This window comes from Knoellia sp. B-D-2, assembly GCF_057714695.1.
The window spans coordinates 890,298-907,505 of the sequence record NZ_CM173189.1 but is presented as its reverse complement, the minus strand read 5'-3'; the positions used below and the strand labels follow the sequence as shown (position 1 = coordinate 907,505).

Here is a 17,208-nt window from a genome sequence, read left to right as displayed (position 1 = left end):
GGTGCGCTGCTGAAGGCAGCGGCGCATTCACCTCTCCCGTCCGGGTCAGACGGCCGCTGTGGCCCGTCGGGGGATCGACAGGGCGACGACGACGCTGGCGAAGCAGAGCCCCGACGCGAACAGCCACGCCCCGCTGTAGCTGCCCGACGAGGTGCGCACCCACCCGGCGATCGAGGCCCCCACCCCCGCGCCGACCATGTGCGACGCGAAGACCCACCCGAAGACGATCCCGGAGTCGGCGAGCCCGAAGTGCTGACGGCACAGCGCCACCGTGGGCGGCACGGTCGCCACCCAGTCGAGGCCGTAGAAGACGATGAAGACCCACAGGGCCGGTTGGACGTCGGGTGCGAGGACGGCGTCGATGGCGAGCAGCGAGAGACCCCGACCGCCGTAGTAGATGGCGAGGAGGATGCGCGAGTCGACCCGGTCCGTGAGCCACCCGGAGGCCACCGTCCCGGCGATGTCGAAGATCCCGACGAGCGCGAGGAGCCCGGCCGCGGTCTGGGTGCCCATGCCGTGGTCGTGGGCGGCCGGGATGAAGTGCGTCTGGACGAGGCCGTTGGTCGACCACCCGCACACCCAGAACGTCAGCATGAGGGCCCAGAACGTCCAGGTCCGGCTGACCCGAGCGAGGACGGCGACGGCGGTCCGGGCAGGGGAGACGACCGGGCGGGTGGCCGCCAGCCGAGCCGCTTCCGAGGCGGCCCGCTCGGACTTCTCCGTGGCGCCGTACGGCAGCAGTCCCCGGTCCGAGGGGCGGTCCGGGAGCAGCGCGGCGACGAGCACCGACACGACGAGGGCGAGGACGGCCACGACGAGGGCGGCCGACCGCCAGCCGTGCCTCGTCGCGGCATACGCGATCGCGGGCAGGAAGACGAGCTGACCCGTGGCGTTCGCCGCGGAGAAGATGCCCATGACGAGCCCGCGGTGCGAGACGAACCAGCGGTTGGCGACGATCGCCCCGAAGACGAGGGCCATCGAGCCGGTCCCGATGCCGATGACGAAGCCCCACAGCACCCACAGGTGCCAGGCTGAGGTCATGAGGGTCGTCGCCGCCGAGGCGAGCCCGACGGCGACGAGCGAGATCGTGACGATGCGGCGCAGGCCGAAGCGCTCCATGAGGGCCGCCGCGAACGGCGCGGTCAGCCCGTAGAGGACGAGGTTGAGGCTCACCGCACCGGAGGTCGTCGCGCGTGACCAGCCGAACTCCTGCTCCACGGGCTCGAGGAGCACGCCGGTGGAGGAGCGGAAGGCGGCCGCCGCGACGAGACCGGCGAGCGTCACCCCCGCGACGATCCACGCGCGGTGGAGGGGACGACGAGGAGGGTCGCCGGCGAACGGCTCGGTGGAGGCCGGCGAGGTCGCGTCGGCGCCCGTCGCCATGTGCTCGGTCATGCAGCGATCCTGACAGGGACGAGGCCGTCGACCTAGTGGCAGGAACGCCACAATGTGCAAAGATCCAGCCATGAGTCCTCGGGTCTCCACCGGTCCGCACCGTGTCGTCGTGCTCCTCCTCGAGCCGCTCGTCGGCTACGACGCGACGATCCCGCCCGCCGTCCTCGGCGGTGCCCTCGGGCCCGGCGGTGAGCCGCTCTACGAGGTGGTGATGGCCACGCTCGACGGCGGGCCGGTCGCCACGACGAGCGGGTACGCCGTGGTGCCGCACGGTGACGCCGGCCTCCTCGCGCACGCCGACACCGTCGTCGTGCCCGGGACCCGCTGCCCCGCTCCCCGGCGGGAGGGCGTCCTGGACGATGCACTGCGCGCCGCGCTGGACCGGGTCCGCCCGGGAACCCGGATGGTCTCGATCTGCACCGGCGCCTTCGTCCTCGCCGCCGCGGGCCTGCTTGACGGACGCCGGGCCACGACCCACTGGCAGCACACGGAGTCCTTCCGGGCGCTGTACCCGCGGGTCGACCTTGACGAGGACGTGCTCTTCGTCGACGACGGGGACGTCCTCACGTCCGCGGGCCTCTCGGCCGGCGTGGATCTCTGCCTGCACCTCCTGCGCCGCGACCACGGGTCCCACGTTGCGAACGAGGCCGCCCGCTACTGCGTGGTCCCGCCGTGGCGGGACGGCGGGCAGGCGCAGTTCATCGAGCGCCCGGTGCCCGTCGTCGACGACGCCTCGACCTCGGCGGTGCGCACCTGGGCGCTCGCCCACCTCGACCGCGACCTCTCTGTGCCCGCGCTGGCCGTCCGGGCCCGCATGAGCGAGCGCACGTTCGCCCGGCGGTTCCGCGACGAGACCGGCCTCACCCCCGCGACCTGGGTCACCCAGCAGCGGATGCGCCGCGCCCAGCACCTCCTCGAGACCACCGACCTCACCGTCGACGTCATCGCGACCCGGTCCGGCTTCGGCACGGGGGCGTCGCTGCGCAAGCACTGCGCTGCCACGCTGGGCGTCTCCCCGCACGCCTACCGCCGCACCTTCCGTGGCACGAGTGAGAGCAGGAGCGCATGACCGGCCGGGACGAGCCCTTCGTCGACGTCGACGCGCTCGACGCGGCGACGGCCGGGCTGCCGGCACCGCTCGTCGCCGTCGACCTCGACGCCTTCGACGCGAACGCCGACGACCTCGTGCGGCGTGCCTCCGGCCGCCCGATCCGGGTGGCGAGCAAGTCGGTGCGGTGCCGGTCGCTGCTGCGGCGCGTCCTCGACCGTCCCGGCTTCGCCGGCGTCATGGCGTATGCCGTTCCCGAGGCCGTCTGGCTCGTGCGGCAGGGCTTCACGGACGTCTACGTCGCCTACCCGAGCGTCGACCGCGAGTGGATCGAGACCCTCGCCGTGGACGAGCGGCTGCGCGATGAGGTCACGCTCACCGTCGACAGCGTCGAGCAGGTGCACTTCCTCGTCGGGGTCGTGGGCGCCTCGAGCGGCGTCCGGGTCGCCCTCGACGTCGACTGCTCCCTGCGGGTGGGGCGTCTCCACCTCGGGGTGCGGCGCTCGCCGCTGCGCACCCCCGCCCAGGCGCTCGCGGTGGTGCAGGCCGCGCTCGATGCCGGGCTTCGGGTCGCCGGGGTGATGTTCTACGACGCGCAGGTCGCCGGGCTCCCCGACCGGGGGCCGCATCTGCGGGGTCTGAAGAAGCGCTCCCTGGCCGACCTCGCCGAGCGCCGGGCCCCCCTCGTCGAGGCCGTGAGGGCGCTCACCGACCTCGACTTCGTCAACGGGGGCGGGACCGGCAGCCTCGCACGGCTCGCCGCCGCGGACACGCTCACCGAGCTCGCCGCCGGCTCCGGCCTCTACGGGCCGACCCTCTTCGACGCCTACGACGACTTCAGCCCCCGGCCCGCGATGGCCTTCGCGCTCCCGGTGGTGCGTCGCCCCGCGACGGGGGTCGTGACGGCATACGGCGGTGGGTACGTCGCGAGCGGTGAGCCGGGGTGGTCGCGGGTCCCGCGGCCCGTGGGCCGGGGCCTGCGGCTCGTGAGGAGCGAGGCGGCCGGTGAGGTGCAGACCCCGCTGCGCGGTCGCGCCGCCGACGGTCTCGCGGTCGGCGACCGCGTCTGGATGCGCGGCGCCAAGGCCGGCGAGCTGCTCGAGCGCTTCGACCACGTCCACCTCGTCCGGCAGGGGCGGCTCGTCGAGACCGGCCCCAGCTACCGCGGCGAGGGGCAGAACTTCGGATGACGTGGACCAACTGGTCGGGCGACGTCACCGCCACGCCGGCCCGGGTCCTTTCACCGCGCTCCGCCGACGAGGTCGCCGACGCGGTCCGGGACGCGGCGCACTGCGGGCAGCGCGTCAGGGTGGTCGGCGCCGGCCACTCGTTCACGCCGCTCTGTGCCACCGACGGGACGATGCTGCACCTCACGCGCCTGTCGGGCGTCGTCGAGGCGGACCTGGCCGCGCGACGGGTGCGGGTCGCCGCCGGCACCGAGCTGCACGTGCTCAACCCGCTCCTCGAGGAACTCGGGCTCGCGCTGCCCAACCTCGGCGACATCGACCGGCAGACCATCGCCGGCGCGGTCGCGACCGGCACGCACGGCACGGGCGTCCGCCACCAGGGGATCGCGGCGGCGGTCACCGGGCTGACCCTCGTGCTGGCCGACGGCTCCGTGGTCCGCGTCGACGCCGAGCACGACCCGGACCTCTTCCGGGCGGCGACCGTCGGGCTGGGCGCGTTCGGCGTCGCCACCGAGGTCGAGCTCCAGTGCGTGCCGGCGTTCCGGCTGCGCGCGCTCGAGACGCCGGGCCGGCTGGGCGAGGTGCTCGAGGGCTACGAGCAGCTCGTCGTGGAGCACGACCACGTCGACGTCCACTGGTTCCCGCACACCGACCGCGTTCTGCTCAAACGGAACTCACGCGTCGAGGACGACGACCCGGGTGTGCCGCAGCCCGCGTGGCGGGCCAGGCTCGACGACCACCTGCTGAGCAACCGGCTCTTCGAGGTGGTCAACCGGGTCGCGGCGGCGCGCCCGCAGGTCGTCCCGCGGCTCAACCGGGTGAGTGCCCGGGTGCTCGGCGCCAAGGAGTACACCGACGCGTCGTGGAAGGTCTTCTGCACGACGCGCGACGTCCGCTTCCGGGAGAGCGAGTATGCCGTCCCGCGAGGCTCCCTGCCCGCCGTCATCTCCGCGTTGCGCTCGTGGATCGACGCGCACGACGTGGCGCTGCCGTTCCCGGTCGAGGTGCGCTCGACCGGCGCGGACGACGTGTGGCTGTCCACGGCACACGAGCGGGAGAACGCCTACGTCGCGGTGCACCAGTACCACCGGATGGACGACGGGGGGCTGTTCGCGGCCTTCGAGGCGATCGTGCGCGAGCACGACGGGCGTCCGCACTGGGGCAAGCTGCACACGCTCGGAGCCGAGGAGCTGATGCACCTCTACCCCCGGTTCGGTGACGTGCAGCGCGTCCGCGACCGCGTCGACCCCGACCGACGCTTCGCCAACGCCCACCTCGACCACGTCCTCGGTCCCTGACCGGCGCTGTGCACTGCTGCGCCGGACCGCAGCACCGCACACTCTCCCTGTGCGCTGCTGCGCCGGACCTCAGCAGTGCACTCTCCGCCCGCCCTCGCTGCACTGCTGCGCCGGGGGGCAGCAGTGCACAGCGCCGCGGGACGAGGTCAGCGCGGCGGCGACCCGGACGTCAGGGGCAGGGGTCGGGCTCGAGCGCCGCGAGGCGGGTCCGGCGGTTGCTCCGGGCCTGGCGCAGCGAGTCGATCGAAAGCAGCACCAGCGCGACCCAGACGATGCCGAACCCGATCCACAGGGCGCCGCTCACGTGCTCGTCGAGCAGCAGCACCCCGATGAGCAGCTGCAGCATCGGCGTGAGGAACTGGATGAGCCCGATGGTGACCAGCGGGATCCGTCGGGCGGCGGCGGCGAAAAGCAGCAGCGGGATCGCCGTGACGACACCGGCGGCCACGAGCAGGGACGTGTGCCAGGGCCCTTGGGAACCGAACGTCGTCGATCCCTGCGACCCCAGCCACACGAGCACCCCGACCGCGACCGGGGCGAGGACCAGCGTCTCGACGGTCAGCGAGTGCATCGCGTCGAGCGTCGCGCCCACCTTCTTCTTGACCAGCCCGTAGAACGCGAACGAGAAGGCGAGCGAGACGGCGATCCAGGGGAACTCGCCACCGGCCACGGTGAGGTAGACCGCCGCCACCGCACCCACGGACACCGCAGCCCACTGCAGCGGCCGCAGCTTCTCGTGAAGCACGAGCACGCCCAGCGCCACGGTGACGATGGGGTTGAGGAAGTAGCCGAGGGCGGCGGCATACGTGCGGCCGGTGATGACGGCGAGCACGTAGACGGTCCAGTTGGCGGCGATCAGGAGCGCGGCGATCGTGAGCCCCGCGAGCAGGCGCGGTCGGGCCGCGACCGTCCGCAGCCACCCGAAGTCGCGCTTGACCAGCAGCACGAGGCCGCAGAAGCCCAGCGTCCACAGGATCCGGTGCGCGAGGATCTCGAACGCGCCGGACGGCTTGAGGGCGTGGAAGTACAGCGGGAACAGGCCCCAGATCCCGTAGGCCAGGAGGGCGAAGACCGTGCCGCGCCTCAGCTCACCGGGGTCGCCCGCGAGGGGCGCGCTCACGCTCCTGTCACCGGGTGGTCCACGATCACCCGACGGTCCAGGTGTCGCGGCCACGTAGCAGGGCGCCGAGGTCGTCGTCGGTGGCCGGCCCGCCGGCGATGTCGACGGCCGCCCGGATCTGGGAGCGCACCCCGTCGTCGTACGTCGGGCGCGACACCGAGCGGAAGATTCCCATCGGCACGTGCGTCATCTCGGGGGAGTCGAGCCGGGACAGGGCGAACGCCTGGCTCGGGTCCTCGGCCCCGGCGTCGTGCACGACGACGTCGGCACCGGCAGCGTCAGCCGCGGGCACGAACTCGACGCGACCACCCGGCATACGGACGAGGACCTTGCGGTCGTCCTCGGGACCGACACCGACGGGCTCGCCGTCGAGGAGGTGCACGATCCGCGCCTCCTGCTGGGTGCGGTCCTTGATGAGGTCGAACGCGCCGTCGTTGAAGATCGGGCAGTTCTGGTAGATCTCGACGAGCGAGGTCCCACGGTGCTCGGCCGCCGCCCGCAGGATCGCGGTGAGGTGCTTGCGGTCGCTGTCCATCGTGCGCGCAACGAACGTCGCTTCGGCGCCGAGCGCCAGCGAGACCGGGTTGAACGGCTGGTCGACCGAACCGAGCGGCGAGGACTTGGTGACCTGGCCGACCTTCGAGGTGGGGGAGTACTGGCCCTTGGTCAGCCCGTAGATCTCGTTGTTGAACAACAGGATCGTCATGTTGACGTTGCGTCGAAGGGCATGGATGAGGTGGTTGCCGCCGATGGACAGCGCGTCACCATCACCGGTGACGACCCACACCGACTGGTCCGGCCGCGAGGTCGCGAGCCCGGTCGCGATCGCCGGCGCGCGCCCGTGGATCGAGTGCATGCCGTACGTGTCGAGGTAGTACGGGAAGCGTGAGCTGCACCCGATGCCGGAGACGAAGGTGATGTTCTCGCGCTTGAGCCCCAGCTCGGGCAGGAACGACTGGACGGCGGCGAGGATCGCGTAGTCGCCGCACCCGGGGCACCAGCGAACCTCCTGGTCGGAGGTGAACTCGCGCTTGGTCTGCTTCGGGGCGTCGGCGGCGAGCAGCGGTATGCCGGCCAGTCCGCTCGGGCGGGCGGCTCCGCCCACGATGGTGTCCGGGTGCGTCGTGGGGTCGGTGGTGGTCACGAGACCTCCTCGAGGTGGGAGAGGACGACGTCGGCGAGGTCGACCGTCGAGAACGGCAGGCCGCGCACCGACGTGTGCGGGCGGACGTCGACGAGGAACTGCGCGCGCAGCAGCATGGACAGCTGGCCGAGGTTCATCTCCGGCACGACGACCCGGTCGTAGGCGCACAGGACGTCGCCGAGATTGGCGGGGAACGGGTTGAGGTGGCGCAGGTGCGCCGACGCGACGTCGTGCCCCGCGTTGCGCACCGCGCGCACGGCCGCGGCGATCGGGCCCTGGGTCGAGCCCCAGCCGAGCACGAGCACCCGGGCGGCACCGGACGGGTCCTCGACGACGACGTCCGGGATGCCCGCGATGCCGGCGATCTTGGCGGCGCGCAGCCGCGTCATCCTGTCGTGGTTGTCGGGGTCGTAGGAGATGTTGCCGGTGATGTCGGCCTTCTCGATGCCGCCGATGCGGTGCTCGAGACCGGGCGTGCCGGGGACGGCCCACGGCCGGGCGAGCGTCTCCTCGTCGCGCAGGAACGGGTGGAAGACCGGCTCACCCTTGTCGTCGACGCCGTTGGGCTCGGAGGCGAACTCGACGCGCAGGTCGGGCAGGTCCGCGACGTCCGGCACCGACCACGGCTCGGAGCCGTTGGCGAGGTAGCCGTCGGAGAGCAGGAACACGGGGGTCCGGTATGCCGTGGCGATCCGGACCGCCTCGAACGCGGCGTCGAAGCAGTCGGCCGGGGTGGACGGCGCGATGATCGGGACGGGCGACTCCCCGTTCCGTCCGAACATCGCCTGCAGCAGGTCGGCCTGCTCGGTCTTGGTCGGCAGCCCCGTCGACGGACCGCCGCGCTGGACGTCGACGATGATGAGCGGCAGCTCGAGCGAGACCGCGAGCCCGATGGTCTCGGACTTCAGCGCGACCCCGGGTCCGGACGTCGTCGTCACGCCGATGGCGCCGCCGAAGCTGGCGCCCAGCGCGATCCCGATGCCCGCGATCTCGTCCTCGGCCTGGATCGTCATGATGCCGTGGCGCTTGAGCGAGGACAGTGCGTGGAGGATGTCCGACGCGGGAGTGATCGGGTAGGACCCGAGGACCAGGGGCAGACGGGCCTGGTGCGCCGCGGCGACGAGGCCGTGCGCCAGGGCGGTGTTGCCGGTGATGTTGCGGTAGGTCCCGGGCGGCATGACCGCGGGGGCTATCTCGTAGCTCGACGCGAAGTCCTCGGTCGTCTCGCCGTAGTTCCACCCCGCCTTGAGCGCGGTGAGGTTGGCCTCGAGGATCTCGGGGTGGGCGCCGAACTTCTTCGTGAGGAAGCGCTCGGTGCCGGTGAGGGGGCGGGTGTACATCCACGAGAGGAGCCCGAGGGCGAACATGTTCTTGGCCCGCTCCTTCTCCTTGCGGGTCAGGCCGTCGAACTTCGCGAGCGCGTCCACGGTGATCGACGTGAGCGGCACGGCGTGGACGTGGAAGGACTCGAGGGTGCCGTCGTCGATGGGACTCTCGGCGTAGCCGACCTTGCCGAGGTTGCGCTTGGTGAACTCGTCGGTGTTGACGATGATCGTCGCCCCACGCGGCACGTCGTCGAGGTTGGCCTTGAGCGCGGCCGGGTTCATCGCAACGAGGACGTCAGGAGCATCCCCGGGGGTGAGGACGTCGTGGTCGGCGAAGTGGAGCTGGAAGCTCGACACCCCGGGCAGCGTCCCCTGGGGCGCACGGATCTCGGCGGGGAAGTTCGGCAGCGTCGAGAGGTCGTTGCCCATCGCCGCCGTCTCAGAGGTGAACCGGTCCCCCGTGAGCTGCATCCCGTCGCCGGAGTCGCCGGCGAAGCGGATGACGACGCGATCGAGCTTCTGAACCGTCTTGCTGGACATGAACACCTGACTCGAGAGACGTCAGTCGGGCCTTTGTCTCGTCTCGCCCGACGTGTGTCATCCCATCGTACGACCGAGGTGAGGCAAGCCTTGCGCGCGCCCACCGTGCGTCGGGGAGTGCTCCCCATTGTCGCCGCGGCCGCGGGCCTGACAGCCTTGGGTCCGGGGGCCGCACACGACGGGGGGAGCCGGATGACGTACGAGGTCGAGATCACCGACCTGCGCGACTCGGCCGAGGCGGCCCGGTCCGCTGCCAGGCAGCTGGGGAAGTTGACGCCCGGCAGCGACCTCATCGGGGCGGCGTCCGGCATCCCCGGAGCGGCGAGCGTGGCGGTCATGACGCGGGTGAGCAGCGGCTGGACCACCGAGCTGTCGGACTGGGCCTCGGCCGCCCGGGACTACGCGCGCACCCTCGACACCAACGCCACCCAGTACGAGCTCGACGACGAGGCCGCCCGCGTCGCCTTCGGGCCCCTCGGCGGGACGCCCTGATCATGGCGCTCACGTGGTCCGACGTCACGTCGTGGAGGCACGAGCCGTTCGCCACCGCCGAGCGCGACCTGCGGACCACCCGGCGCGACATGCTGGACCTCGCCGACGAGCTCGCGACGATGGGCCTGCCACGGCACTGGACCGGCCCGGCGTCACAGGCGTCGGGCAACCGGCTCACGGCGGTCACCGACGACCTGCGGGACGTCGTCGCCGAGGTCTCCGCGGCATACACCGCCGTCTGCGACGCGGCCGACGCCGTCCTCGGCGTGGTCCACGCCGTCGACGCGGCACACGAGTACGCGCGCATCAACGGTCTCGTCATCAGCGCCGACGGCACGGTGGCGACGACCGAGCTCCTCGTCTGCCGGGTCGACGAGACCGAGGCCGACGGCGACGCCCGCCGGGCACGGCAGGCGCAGGTCGACGAGTGCACCACCCGGATGTCGGAGGCGCTGCGCAAGGCCGAGGACGTCGACGCCGACCTCGGGGCCGTCCTCCGCAGCATCGAGAAGGACCGGATCGACGGCGGCACGGGAACGCTCGCCCAGGCCTCGGCGCTCGGGGCGGTCGAGGGCGACCTCACCGTGCTGAAGCCCCCGCCGGGAGGCTCTCCCGTGGAGAACGCCGCCTGGTGGGCGACCATGTCACCGGACGAGCGGGCGTTCGTCATCGCCCAGCACCCGGAGTGGGTCGGCAACCGCGACGGCGTGGACGCGGTGTCGCGCGACCTCGCCAACCGCTCGCTGCTCGACGCTCGCCGGACCCACGTCGAGGACCGCTTGGCGGAGCTCCGAGAGGGGTTCATCCGCCCGGACGGTACCGTGCCCGACGCCTACTGGGCGGCCCACATCGACGAGTACACCGACCTCATGGAGGAGCAGGGAGCCATCTCCACCCTCGACGAGATGCTCGCCTGGCCCGGGGAGCACCAGCTGATCGGGCTCGACTTCACGACGCCGCGGACCCAGGCGATCGTCGCCAACGGCAACGTCGACACGGCCGACCACGTCGCCGTCTTCACGCCGGGCCTCACCTCGACGGTGGAGGGGATGGGCGGCTACGACTCGTCCATGGCCCAGCTGCGGACCCGCACCGAGGACGAGCTCTTCCGCCGCGGGGAGACGGGGACGGTGGCGACGGTGACGTGGCTCGACTACCAGGCACCGCAGTGGGGCACGACGTTCGCCGGGGACTCGGTCGCCCTGTCGGGGGCCGCTCAGGACGGGGGCCGTGACCTCGCGGCGTACTTCACGGGGATCAACGCCTCCCGGATGGCCGACCCGGACCTCACCGGGCTCGCGCACTCCTACGGGTCGACGACGCTCGGGTACGGCCTGCAGCACGAGGGAACGGGGGTGGACCGCGCCGTGGTGTTCGGCTCTCCCGGGCTCGGCACGAGCGACCTCGGCGACCTGCACCTGCCCGACGGCGCCATGTACTACGCCGAGGCGAAGTGGGACCCGGTCGGCGACTTCGGACGGTTCGGCACCGACCCGACCGGACTCGAGGGGATGAACCACCTCCAGCCCGGGGACGCGTCCTCCGGTGACGGGCGCGACTGGGCGGGGGTCACCGGCCACTCGGACTACCTCCAGGAGGGCTCGACGAGCCAGTACTCGATGGCCCAGGTCGTGGGCGGTCACCCGGAGGACGCGATCGAGGGCAAGAATGTGGGACTGCTGACCGACCCGCTCGACGCCCAGGACTGGTGGCCGGACTTCCTTCGATGAGAGACGACATGCCTCCCGACCACACCGCCGCGCCACCCGCGCCACCCGGGCCGCCGTGGCGGCCCCGACGGCGCCGGCGCCGGACCGTCGCTCTCGCGACCGTCGTGGTCGCCGCCCTCATCACCCTGCTTCCCGGATGCACAGGAGAGAACGTGGACGCACGACAGCAGCTCGAGTCCCGCCGTTCGTCGGCGGAGGCGGAGCGTGAGAACCTCGCACTGCTCACCGAGGTCCGCGCGGCCCTCAGCGAGGTCGCGCCTGGCCTCACGTGGCGCACCCCGGCTCCCGAGGTCGAGTCGGGCTCCCTGTGCAAGAAGCCCTTCGACGGGGTCGACGGGGCGGGAACGCTCACCCTCACGAGCGGTGGCGCCCTCGGCGCGGTCCCGGACGCCGACTGGCCGCGGGCCTGGGAGGCCGTCAAGAAGGCCGCGGCGGCGAGGGGGTACGGCGACGAGAACGTGCTCAAGGACGCACCCGGCGAGCACCAGGTGTCGCTCTACGACCAGGACGGCGCCGAGCTCTCCGTGGGCACGGGCGTCAACACGGTGGCCACGATCTACGGGGGCTGCCACCTCGAGCGGTGACGTGCGCGAGGTCGGGCTCGCGCCGGACCTCATGGGGGGCCGCTCGCTATGGTGACGGCATGACCGGATACGTCGCCGCCGCCGCGGTGCTCGCCACCGGCATCCTGCTCGTCCTCTCGGCGTCCGGCGCGCGCTGGCTGCTCGCGCCGAGGGCCGCCACCGCAGCCAAGCTCACGACCTACGAGTCGGGGGTCGACCCGGTGGGGGAGGGCTGGGCGCAGAGCCAGGTCCGCTACCTCTCGTACACGTTCCTCTACGTCGTGTTCGCCGTCGACGCGGTCTACCTCTTCCCGTGGGCGTACGTCCTGCGTGACCCGGAGCTCGGCGCGGCGTCGCTGGTCGAGATCGCCGTCTTCATCGGCATCATCGTCGTCGGCCTGGTCCACGCGGCCCGCCGGGGACTGCTGCGCTGGACGTGAGCGCCGCGAGGTCACCGCGAGGTCTCTGCCCGTCGACAACCGGTTGTCCTAGGGTGGCCACGTGAGCGTCGACGAGCCCGTGCTGCTGCCGATGCCGCGCGTCGGGCCGCTGGGTGAGCACGCCCCGAAGCCGATCCGGGTGGTGCTCAACTGGGGACGGCGTTACTCCCTGTGGGTCTTCAACTTCGGCCTCGCCTGCTGCGCGATCGAGTTCATCGCCGCCTCGATGGGACGGCACGACTTCATCCGGCTCGGGGTCATCCCGTTCGCGCCGGGGCCGCGCCAGGCCGACCTCATGGTCGTCTCCGGGACGGTCACCGACAAGATGGCGCCGGCCATCCGCCGCCTCTACGACCAGATGCCCGAGCCCAAGTACGTCATCTCCTTCGGCGCCTGCTCCAACTCGGGCGGGCCCTACTGGGACTCCTACTCCGTCACCAAGGGCGTCGACCAGCTCATCCCCGTCGACGTCTACGTCCCCGGGTGCCCGCCCCGCCCCGAGGCCCTGCTCCACGGCATCATCCGGCTGCAGGAGCAGATCGCCGGGGAGAAGCTGTCGGGCCGCGGGATCGCCGACCGGCTCGGCGGCGCGGGCGCCGGGCACGACACCGGGACGGCCGCGCGCTACACCGCCCACCGCACCGGGTCGGCCGCCGAGGTCACCCGCGGGCGGGTCAGCAGGCCGCGCTGATGCTCGTCGTCCTCGGGCTGCTCGCGTTCGTCATCGAGTTCGCCTTCATGGTCGGCGTCTTCCTCCTCGCCTCGGGGGTGGCGGGTGGCGGGGTCGCCGGCACGGTCGCCGGCGTCCTGGCCGTCGTCGTCGTGGCCGCCCTCTGGGGGCTCTTCGTCGCGCCCAGGGCGCGTCGCCGCATCCCCAAGGTGCCACGGGCGCTCGCGGCCGGTGGGGCGGTCGGTGTCGTCGGGGCGGGACTCCTCGGCCTGGGCCACCAGCGCTTCGGGCTCGTCCTCATCGGCGCCGGGCTCGTCCTCGTCCTCGCCCAGATCGCGCTCGACGACGTCGCCCTACCTTCCCGCTGACCCGCAGCGTCCGCAACCTTGGTGGGGAACCCGACCACCCTTGCGGACGCTGACCGTCAGCGTCCGCAACCGTGGTCGGGAACTCGACCACCTTTGCGGACGCAAGGGCGGCGCGCGCGGGGGGGCGGACGGCATACGGGCGTCGGGTCAGGACTTGGCAAAGGTGACGTCCACCGGGTGCGGTGGGTGCACCCGCGGCCCTAGGTTGCGAGCACCAGCCCTCGCGACCCTGGGGAGATGTCCATGACGACAGTTCGAGCGATGGGTGTGGTCGCGGCGTGTGCCGCCGCGACCAGCCTCGTCATCAGCGCAGCACCGGCGCAGGCCGCCGCCACCTCGTACGTCGCCCTGGGCGACTCGTACTCGTCGGGCACGGGAACGCGCAGCTACCTCAGTGACGGCACGACCTGCCAGCGCTCGGCGCTCGCCTACCCCTCACTCATCGCGGCGGCCCAGGGGCTCACGCTGAACTTCCGGGCCTGCTCGGGCGCGACCGTCACCGACGTCACCACGACCCAGCTCAGCGCGCTCACGTCGTCGACCACCCACGTGAGCATCTCCGTCGGCGGCAACGACGCCGGGTTCGCCAAGGTCCTCACCGAGTGCGCCAAGCCCGCGTGGGCGAGCAGCTGCAACGGGGCCATCGACACGGCGCAGAGCTACATCACCAACGTCCTCCCCGGCCGGCTCGCCACCCTCTACTCGAGCATCCGCAGCAAGGCCCCCAACGCCAAGGTCGTCGTCGTCGCCTACCCGCGGATCTTCCAGGGCGAGGACTGCAACGCCCTCACCTGGTTCTCGCCGACCGAGGAGGCCCGGCTCAACCAGATGGCCGACCTCCTCAACGGCAGGACGGCAACAGCCGCCGGTGCCAAGGCCTTCGGCTTCGCCAACCCCACGTCGCGCTTCATCGGCCATGCGGTCTGCGACGACGTCGAGTGGCTCAACGGCCTCTCCAACCCGATCGGCGAGAGCTACCACCCCAACCGCCCCGGTCACAGCTCCGGCTACGCCCCGGCCGTGAGCACCCCGCTCACCGGCTCCGCCTTCACGAGCTCGACGGCCACGCTGCAGCGGGCCGCCGCCTCAGGCGACCGCCTCGCGGCCCAGCAGCGGACGTATGCCGCACGGGACGCGAGCATCACGCCGGAGCAGGTCCTCGCCCCGGACCTCGGCTCGCCGCAGGTCAGGGCGGCCGCCACCCGTGCCGGTGTCGACCTCTCGTCGCGGGCCAGCATCGACCGCGCCGACCGGGTGCACGCGGCGCGCCAGGCCGCCGAGCACGCCGCCCGCCGCTGACAGTTCCGTCCTCACCGCCCCACGGCGGCGTCCGCAGAAATGGTCGGGTTCTCGACCACTCCTGCGGACGGTCGCGTGCGCGGGGCCGCCTAGTCTCGACGTCATGGGCGAGGCGGCGCGGAAGGCGCGGGTGGCGCAGGTGGGGACGTCGTGCTGATCGCCCTGCTCGTCGCCGCGGCCGTGCACCTGGGCTTCCAGCTGACCGTCACCGTCATCGTCTATCCCGCCCTGCTCGCGACGTCCGACGCCGAATGGCCCGCCGCACACGCAGCGCACGGGCGGCGGATCGCCCCACTGGTCGCCGTGGTCTACGGGGCGCTCGTCGTCACCGCTCTCGGCGCTCTGCTCACGTCCCCCTCTCCCGCGGTGGTCGTCGCCGCGTCGGCCGCTGCCGTGGCGCTCCTCAGCACGGCGGCGGTGGCCGCACCGACCCACGGCCGGCTGGGCGAGGGCCGCACCGTCGAGCTCGTCCGGCGGCTCACGGTCGCCGACGGCGTCCGCACCGCAGCCGCCGCCGTCGCCGCGGTCGCCGCAGCGGTGGCGGTCGTCGGGGGTGGCTAGGCTGCGCAGGTGAGCACCGACGAGCTGCGTGGGGTCGCCCCGGCCGACTGGCACGACGCCGTCGCCGCCGCCCGCGCGCAGCGCTTCACCTTCTTCGACTGGCTCACCGCGGTCGACCGCACCTACGACGACGCGGCACCCGGCTACGACGTCGTCCTCCGGCTGCTCGCGTTCCCCCGGTTCGACCCGGTCGTCGGTGTGGAGATCACCCACCTCCGCGGCCTGCGGCTCACGACCCGGGTCCCGGAGGGTGTCGCCCTCGCGTCCGTCACCGACGTGTATGCCGGTGCGGCCTGGCACGAGCGCGAGACGCACGAGATGTTCGGGGTCGAGTTCGCCGGCTTCGACGACGGGTCCGGGCTGGGCCTGCGCCCGCTGCTCCTCCCCGACGGCTTCGAGGGCACACCGCTGCGCAAGTCGTTCGTCCTCGCCGCCCGTGCGTCCAAGCAGTGGCCCGGCGGCAAGGAGCCGGGCGAGGGCCACGACTCCGCGAAGTCCCCGTCCCGGCGGCGCGTCCAGGCGCCCGGTGTCCCCGGGCCCGACTGGGGTCCGCGCTGACGGGGCTCCTCGCACGAGAGGACTCGCGTCACTCGGGCTCGTTGGAGTTCGACCCGCCCACCCGGTAGGGCGTCGTGACGTCGTCGTACATGAGGTGGGCGACGAGTCCCTCCCGGGCGTGGGGCAGGTTGTGGCAGTGGTCCATCCAGATGCCCGGGTTGTTCGCGACGAACGCGACGTCGAAGCTGGTGCCGATCGGGACCTCGAGCGAGTCGTCCACCAGGGGCTCCCCGTCGCCGGCTTCCCGTCGCGGGCCAGGACGAGGACGTGGTGCCCGTGGAGGTGCATCGGGTGCGTCTCGTTGCTGCGGTTGGTGATCTGCATCCGCACGACGTCGCCCTCGGACACGACGTACATCGGGATGTCCGGGTAGAGCTTGCCGTTGACCGACCAGAACACCCCGGGACGTCCCTTGACGAACCCGGGCCGCCGACCGATCGAGTAGGTGAACCGCCGGTCGGGCCGGTCGGGGTCGAAGTCGGGCGGCGCAGGGGAGCCGTAGGTCAGCAGGTCGACGGGGTCCTTCGGGACGCGGGTCGAGGGGGCGCTCGAACCCGCCGGGCCCAGGACCATCGAGGCGCCGCTCAGCTCGACCCGGGCGGCCCCCGATGTGGGTACCTCGACGACGAGATCGGCCCGTCCTCCCGCCGGGACGTTGAGCGAGCGGCCCTGAACCGGCGTCGGCGCGTTGACGTCGGTGCCGTCGATCGCGGCGACGACGTATGCCGCCCCGCTCACCCAGAGCGGTGCGACGCCGGCGTCGGTGTTGATCACCCGGACGCGGACGCGCTCACGCGGCGCGGCGTCGACGTGCTGTTCGCCCACCTTCCCGTTGATGGTCCGCTTGCCGCCGTAGGTGTGCGACAGGGCCACGACGTCACCGCCGCCTTCCGACGCGGTGGAGGCGGCCGACGCGGTGGACTCGGCCGACGCGGCCGACGGGCCCGACTCCCCGGGTGTGATGACGAGCGCCCCGAGGAGGCCCTTGCGCACCTGCTCGTGGGAGACCTGGTGGGAGTGGTACCAGAACGTGCCGGACTGCCCGGCGACGAAACGGTAGACGTGGGTCTGCCCCCGGTGCACGGCGTCCTGCGTGACTCCCGCGACGCCGTCCTCGGCGTTGGGCACGTCGAGGCCGTGCCAGTGCAGCGTCGTCCCGCCCGGTACCGACTCGTTGACGAAGGTGACCTCGACGAGGTCGCCCTGGCGTGCCCGGATCGTCGGCCCGGGTGAGGACCCGTTGAGGGTGATCCCGGCCACCGTGACGCCGGGCGCGATGGTGACCCGCCCTGCAGCGGCCACGAGCCTGACGGTGACGTCGGGTGGCCCCTGCTGCTTCTCGACGAGGTCGTCCACCGAGACCGTCGCCGCGGTGGGGTGGGGGAGTGGATGCCCTGACGCGTGCCCTGACCGCTGTCCGCCGGTGACACCGGCGAGCCCGGGCTCGTGGACGCCCATGTCCATGACCGA

The 17,208-nt window shown here is 72.6% G+C and carries 16 protein-coding genes and 1 pseudogene; 12 read left to right on the top strand and 5 right to left on the bottom strand.

Features of this window, described 5'->3' with window-relative positions:
- Nucleotides 1-45: 45 nt before the first annotated feature.
- On the bottom strand, nucleotides 46-1,395 hold the full coding sequence (locus tag AC3EU2_RS04350; RefSeq protein WP_488178499.1) for an MFS transporter: 1,350 nt from the start codon (nucleotides 1,393-1,395) through the stop codon (nucleotides 46-48).
- Between the two features lie 70 nt (nucleotides 1,396-1,465).
- Here AC3EU2_RS04350 and AC3EU2_RS04345 point away from each other — a divergent pair, with 70 nt between their 5' ends.
- Genes AC3EU2_RS04345 through AC3EU2_RS04335 form a run of 3 tightly spaced genes read left to right on the top strand, consistent with a single transcriptional unit; the run spans nucleotide 1,466 to nucleotide 4,928 of the window.
- Nucleotides 1,466-2,464, top strand: a complete 999-nt coding sequence (locus AC3EU2_RS04345) for a GlxA family transcriptional regulator (RefSeq protein ID WP_488178498.1) — start codon at nucleotides 1,466-1,468, stop codon at nucleotides 2,462-2,464.
- On the top strand, nucleotides 2,461-3,633 hold the full coding sequence (locus tag AC3EU2_RS04340) for an amino acid deaminase/aldolase (protein ID WP_488178497.1): 1,173 nt from the start codon (nucleotides 2,461-2,463) through the stop codon (nucleotides 3,631-3,633). The genes AC3EU2_RS04345 and AC3EU2_RS04340 overlap by 4 nt, the downstream gene beginning before the upstream one ends.
- Nucleotides 3,630-4,928: a D-arabinono-1,4-lactone oxidase gene (locus AC3EU2_RS04335; protein WP_488178496.1), complete on the top strand. Its 1,299-nt coding sequence runs from the start codon at nucleotides 3,630-3,632 to the stop codon at nucleotides 4,926-4,928. The genes AC3EU2_RS04340 and AC3EU2_RS04335 overlap by 4 nt, the downstream gene beginning before the upstream one ends.
- Before the next feature lie 169 nt (nucleotides 4,929-5,097).
- Here AC3EU2_RS04335 and rarD read toward each other — a convergent pair whose 3' ends face one another.
- Genes rarD through AC3EU2_RS04320 form a run of 3 tightly spaced genes read right to left on the bottom strand, consistent with a single transcriptional unit; the run spans nucleotide 5,098 to nucleotide 9,057 of the window.
- Nucleotides 5,098-6,048: an EamA family transporter RarD gene (gene rarD / locus AC3EU2_RS04330; protein ID WP_488178495.1), complete on the bottom strand. Its 951-nt coding sequence runs from the start codon at nucleotides 6,046-6,048 to the stop codon at nucleotides 5,098-5,100.
- 25 nt (nucleotides 6,049-6,073) lie between these two features.
- Entirely contained in the window at nucleotides 6,074-7,156 is a 1,083-nt protein-coding gene (locus tag AC3EU2_RS04325; protein ID WP_488179434.1) for a 2-oxoacid:ferredoxin oxidoreductase subunit beta, read from the bottom strand.
- A gap of 32 nt (nucleotides 7,157-7,188) precedes the next feature.
- Nucleotides 7,189-9,057 carry a 2-oxoacid:acceptor oxidoreductase subunit alpha gene (locus AC3EU2_RS04320; RefSeq protein ID WP_488178494.1) on the bottom strand — a complete coding sequence of 623 codons (1,869 nt, stop codon included), beginning with the start codon at nucleotides 9,055-9,057 and terminating at the stop codon, nucleotides 7,189-7,191.
- 192 nt (nucleotides 9,058-9,249) lie between these two features.
- On the opposite strand from AC3EU2_RS04320, the gene AC3EU2_RS04315 reads away from it, so the two are divergent.
- The 9 genes from AC3EU2_RS04315 to AC3EU2_RS04275 all read left to right on the top strand — a co-directional run bounded on the left by AC3EU2_RS04315 (nucleotide 9,250) and on the right by AC3EU2_RS04275 (nucleotide 15,738).
- The gene (locus AC3EU2_RS04315) at nucleotides 9,250-9,549 is read left to right on the top strand and encodes a hypothetical protein (protein WP_488178493.1); all 300 of its coding nucleotides are present in this window, start codon (nucleotides 9,250-9,252) and stop codon (nucleotides 9,547-9,549) included.
- Nucleotides 9,550-9,551: 2 nt separating this feature from the next.
- Nucleotides 9,552-11,279, top strand: a complete 1,728-nt coding sequence (locus AC3EU2_RS04310) for an alpha/beta hydrolase (RefSeq protein ID WP_488178492.1) — start codon at nucleotides 9,552-9,554, stop codon at nucleotides 11,277-11,279.
- A 152-nt stretch (nucleotides 11,280-11,431) separates the two neighbouring features.
- On the top strand, nucleotides 11,432-11,863 hold the full coding sequence (locus tag AC3EU2_RS04305) for an LppA family lipoprotein (RefSeq protein ID WP_488178491.1): 432 nt from the start codon (nucleotides 11,432-11,434) through the stop codon (nucleotides 11,861-11,863).
- Between the two features lie 59 nt (nucleotides 11,864-11,922).
- A complete protein-coding gene (locus tag AC3EU2_RS04300) occupies nucleotides 11,923-12,282 on the top strand; it encodes an NADH-quinone oxidoreductase subunit A (RefSeq protein WP_488178490.1) in 360 nt (119 codons plus the stop codon).
- A gap of 91 nt (nucleotides 12,283-12,373) precedes the next feature.
- Nucleotides 12,374-12,973 (top strand): NADH-quinone oxidoreductase subunit B, encoded by a 600-nt coding sequence (locus tag AC3EU2_RS04295; RefSeq protein WP_488179433.1) that lies wholly within the window; start codon nucleotides 12,374-12,376, stop codon nucleotides 12,971-12,973.
- Nucleotides 12,973-13,320 (top strand): DUF2568 domain-containing protein, encoded by a 348-nt coding sequence (locus AC3EU2_RS04290; protein ID WP_488178489.1) that lies wholly within the window; start codon nucleotides 12,973-12,975, stop codon nucleotides 13,318-13,320. Before AC3EU2_RS04295 ends, AC3EU2_RS04290 begins: the two co-directional genes overlap by 1 nt.
- A gap of 243 nt (nucleotides 13,321-13,563) precedes the next feature.
- Nucleotides 13,564-14,619 (top strand): SGNH/GDSL hydrolase family protein, encoded by a 1,056-nt coding sequence (locus AC3EU2_RS04285; RefSeq protein ID WP_488178488.1) that lies wholly within the window; start codon nucleotides 13,564-13,566, stop codon nucleotides 14,617-14,619.
- Nucleotides 14,620-14,769: 150 nt separating this feature from the next.
- Nucleotides 14,770-15,180, top strand: coding sequence for a hypothetical protein (locus AC3EU2_RS04280; protein WP_488178487.1), 411 nt, complete (start codon nucleotides 14,770-14,772; stop codon nucleotides 15,178-15,180).
- 9 nt (nucleotides 15,181-15,189) lie between these two features.
- Entirely contained in the window at nucleotides 15,190-15,738 is a 549-nt protein-coding gene (locus AC3EU2_RS04275; protein WP_488178486.1) for an NADH-quinone oxidoreductase subunit C, read from the top strand.
- Nucleotides 15,739-15,766: 28 nt separating this feature from the next.
- On the opposite strand, the pseudogene AC3EU2_RS04270 reads toward AC3EU2_RS04275, so the two are convergent.
- Nucleotides 15,767-17,196: pseudogene (locus AC3EU2_RS04270) on the bottom strand (multicopper oxidase family protein).
- Nucleotides 17,197-17,208: the final 12 nt, after the last annotated feature.

Bases quoted from the DNA above. Each gene is read 5' to 3' on its own strand.
- AC3EU2_RS04340 (WP_488178497.1), top strand. From the start codon at position 2,461: ATGACCGGCCGGGACGAGCCCTTCGTCGACGTCGACGCGCTCGACGCG.
- AC3EU2_RS04310 (WP_488178492.1), top strand. From the start codon at position 9,552: ATGGCGCTCACGTGGTCCGACGTCACGTCGTGGAGGCACGAGCCGTTC.
- AC3EU2_RS04345 (WP_488178498.1), top strand. From the start codon at position 1,466: ATGAGTCCTCGGGTCTCCACCGGTCCGCACCGTGTCGTCGTGCTCCTC.
- AC3EU2_RS04290 (WP_488178489.1), top strand. From the start codon at position 12,973: ATGCTCGTCGTCCTCGGGCTGCTCGCGTTCGTCATCGAGTTCGCCTTC.
- AC3EU2_RS04285 (WP_488178488.1), top strand. From the start codon at position 13,564: ATGACGACAGTTCGAGCGATGGGTGTGGTCGCGGCGTGTGCCGCCGCG.
- AC3EU2_RS04295 (WP_488179433.1), top strand. From the start codon at position 12,374: ATGCCGCGCGTCGGGCCGCTGGGTGAGCACGCCCCGAAGCCGATCCGG.
- AC3EU2_RS04335 (WP_488178496.1), top strand. From the start codon at position 3,630: ATGACGTGGACCAACTGGTCGGGCGACGTCACCGCCACGCCGGCCCGG.
- AC3EU2_RS04350 (WP_488178499.1), bottom strand. From the start codon at position 1,395: ATGACCGAGCACATGGCGACGGGCGCCGACGCGACCTCGCCGGCCTCC.
- AC3EU2_RS04320 (WP_488178494.1), bottom strand. From the start codon at position 9,057: ATGTCCAGCAAGACGGTTCAGAAGCTCGATCGCGTCGTCATCCGCTTC.
- AC3EU2_RS04300 (WP_488178490.1), top strand. From the start codon at position 11,923: ATGACCGGATACGTCGCCGCCGCCGCGGTGCTCGCCACCGGCATCCTG.
- AC3EU2_RS04315 (WP_488178493.1), top strand. From the start codon at position 9,250: ATGACGTACGAGGTCGAGATCACCGACCTGCGCGACTCGGCCGAGGCG.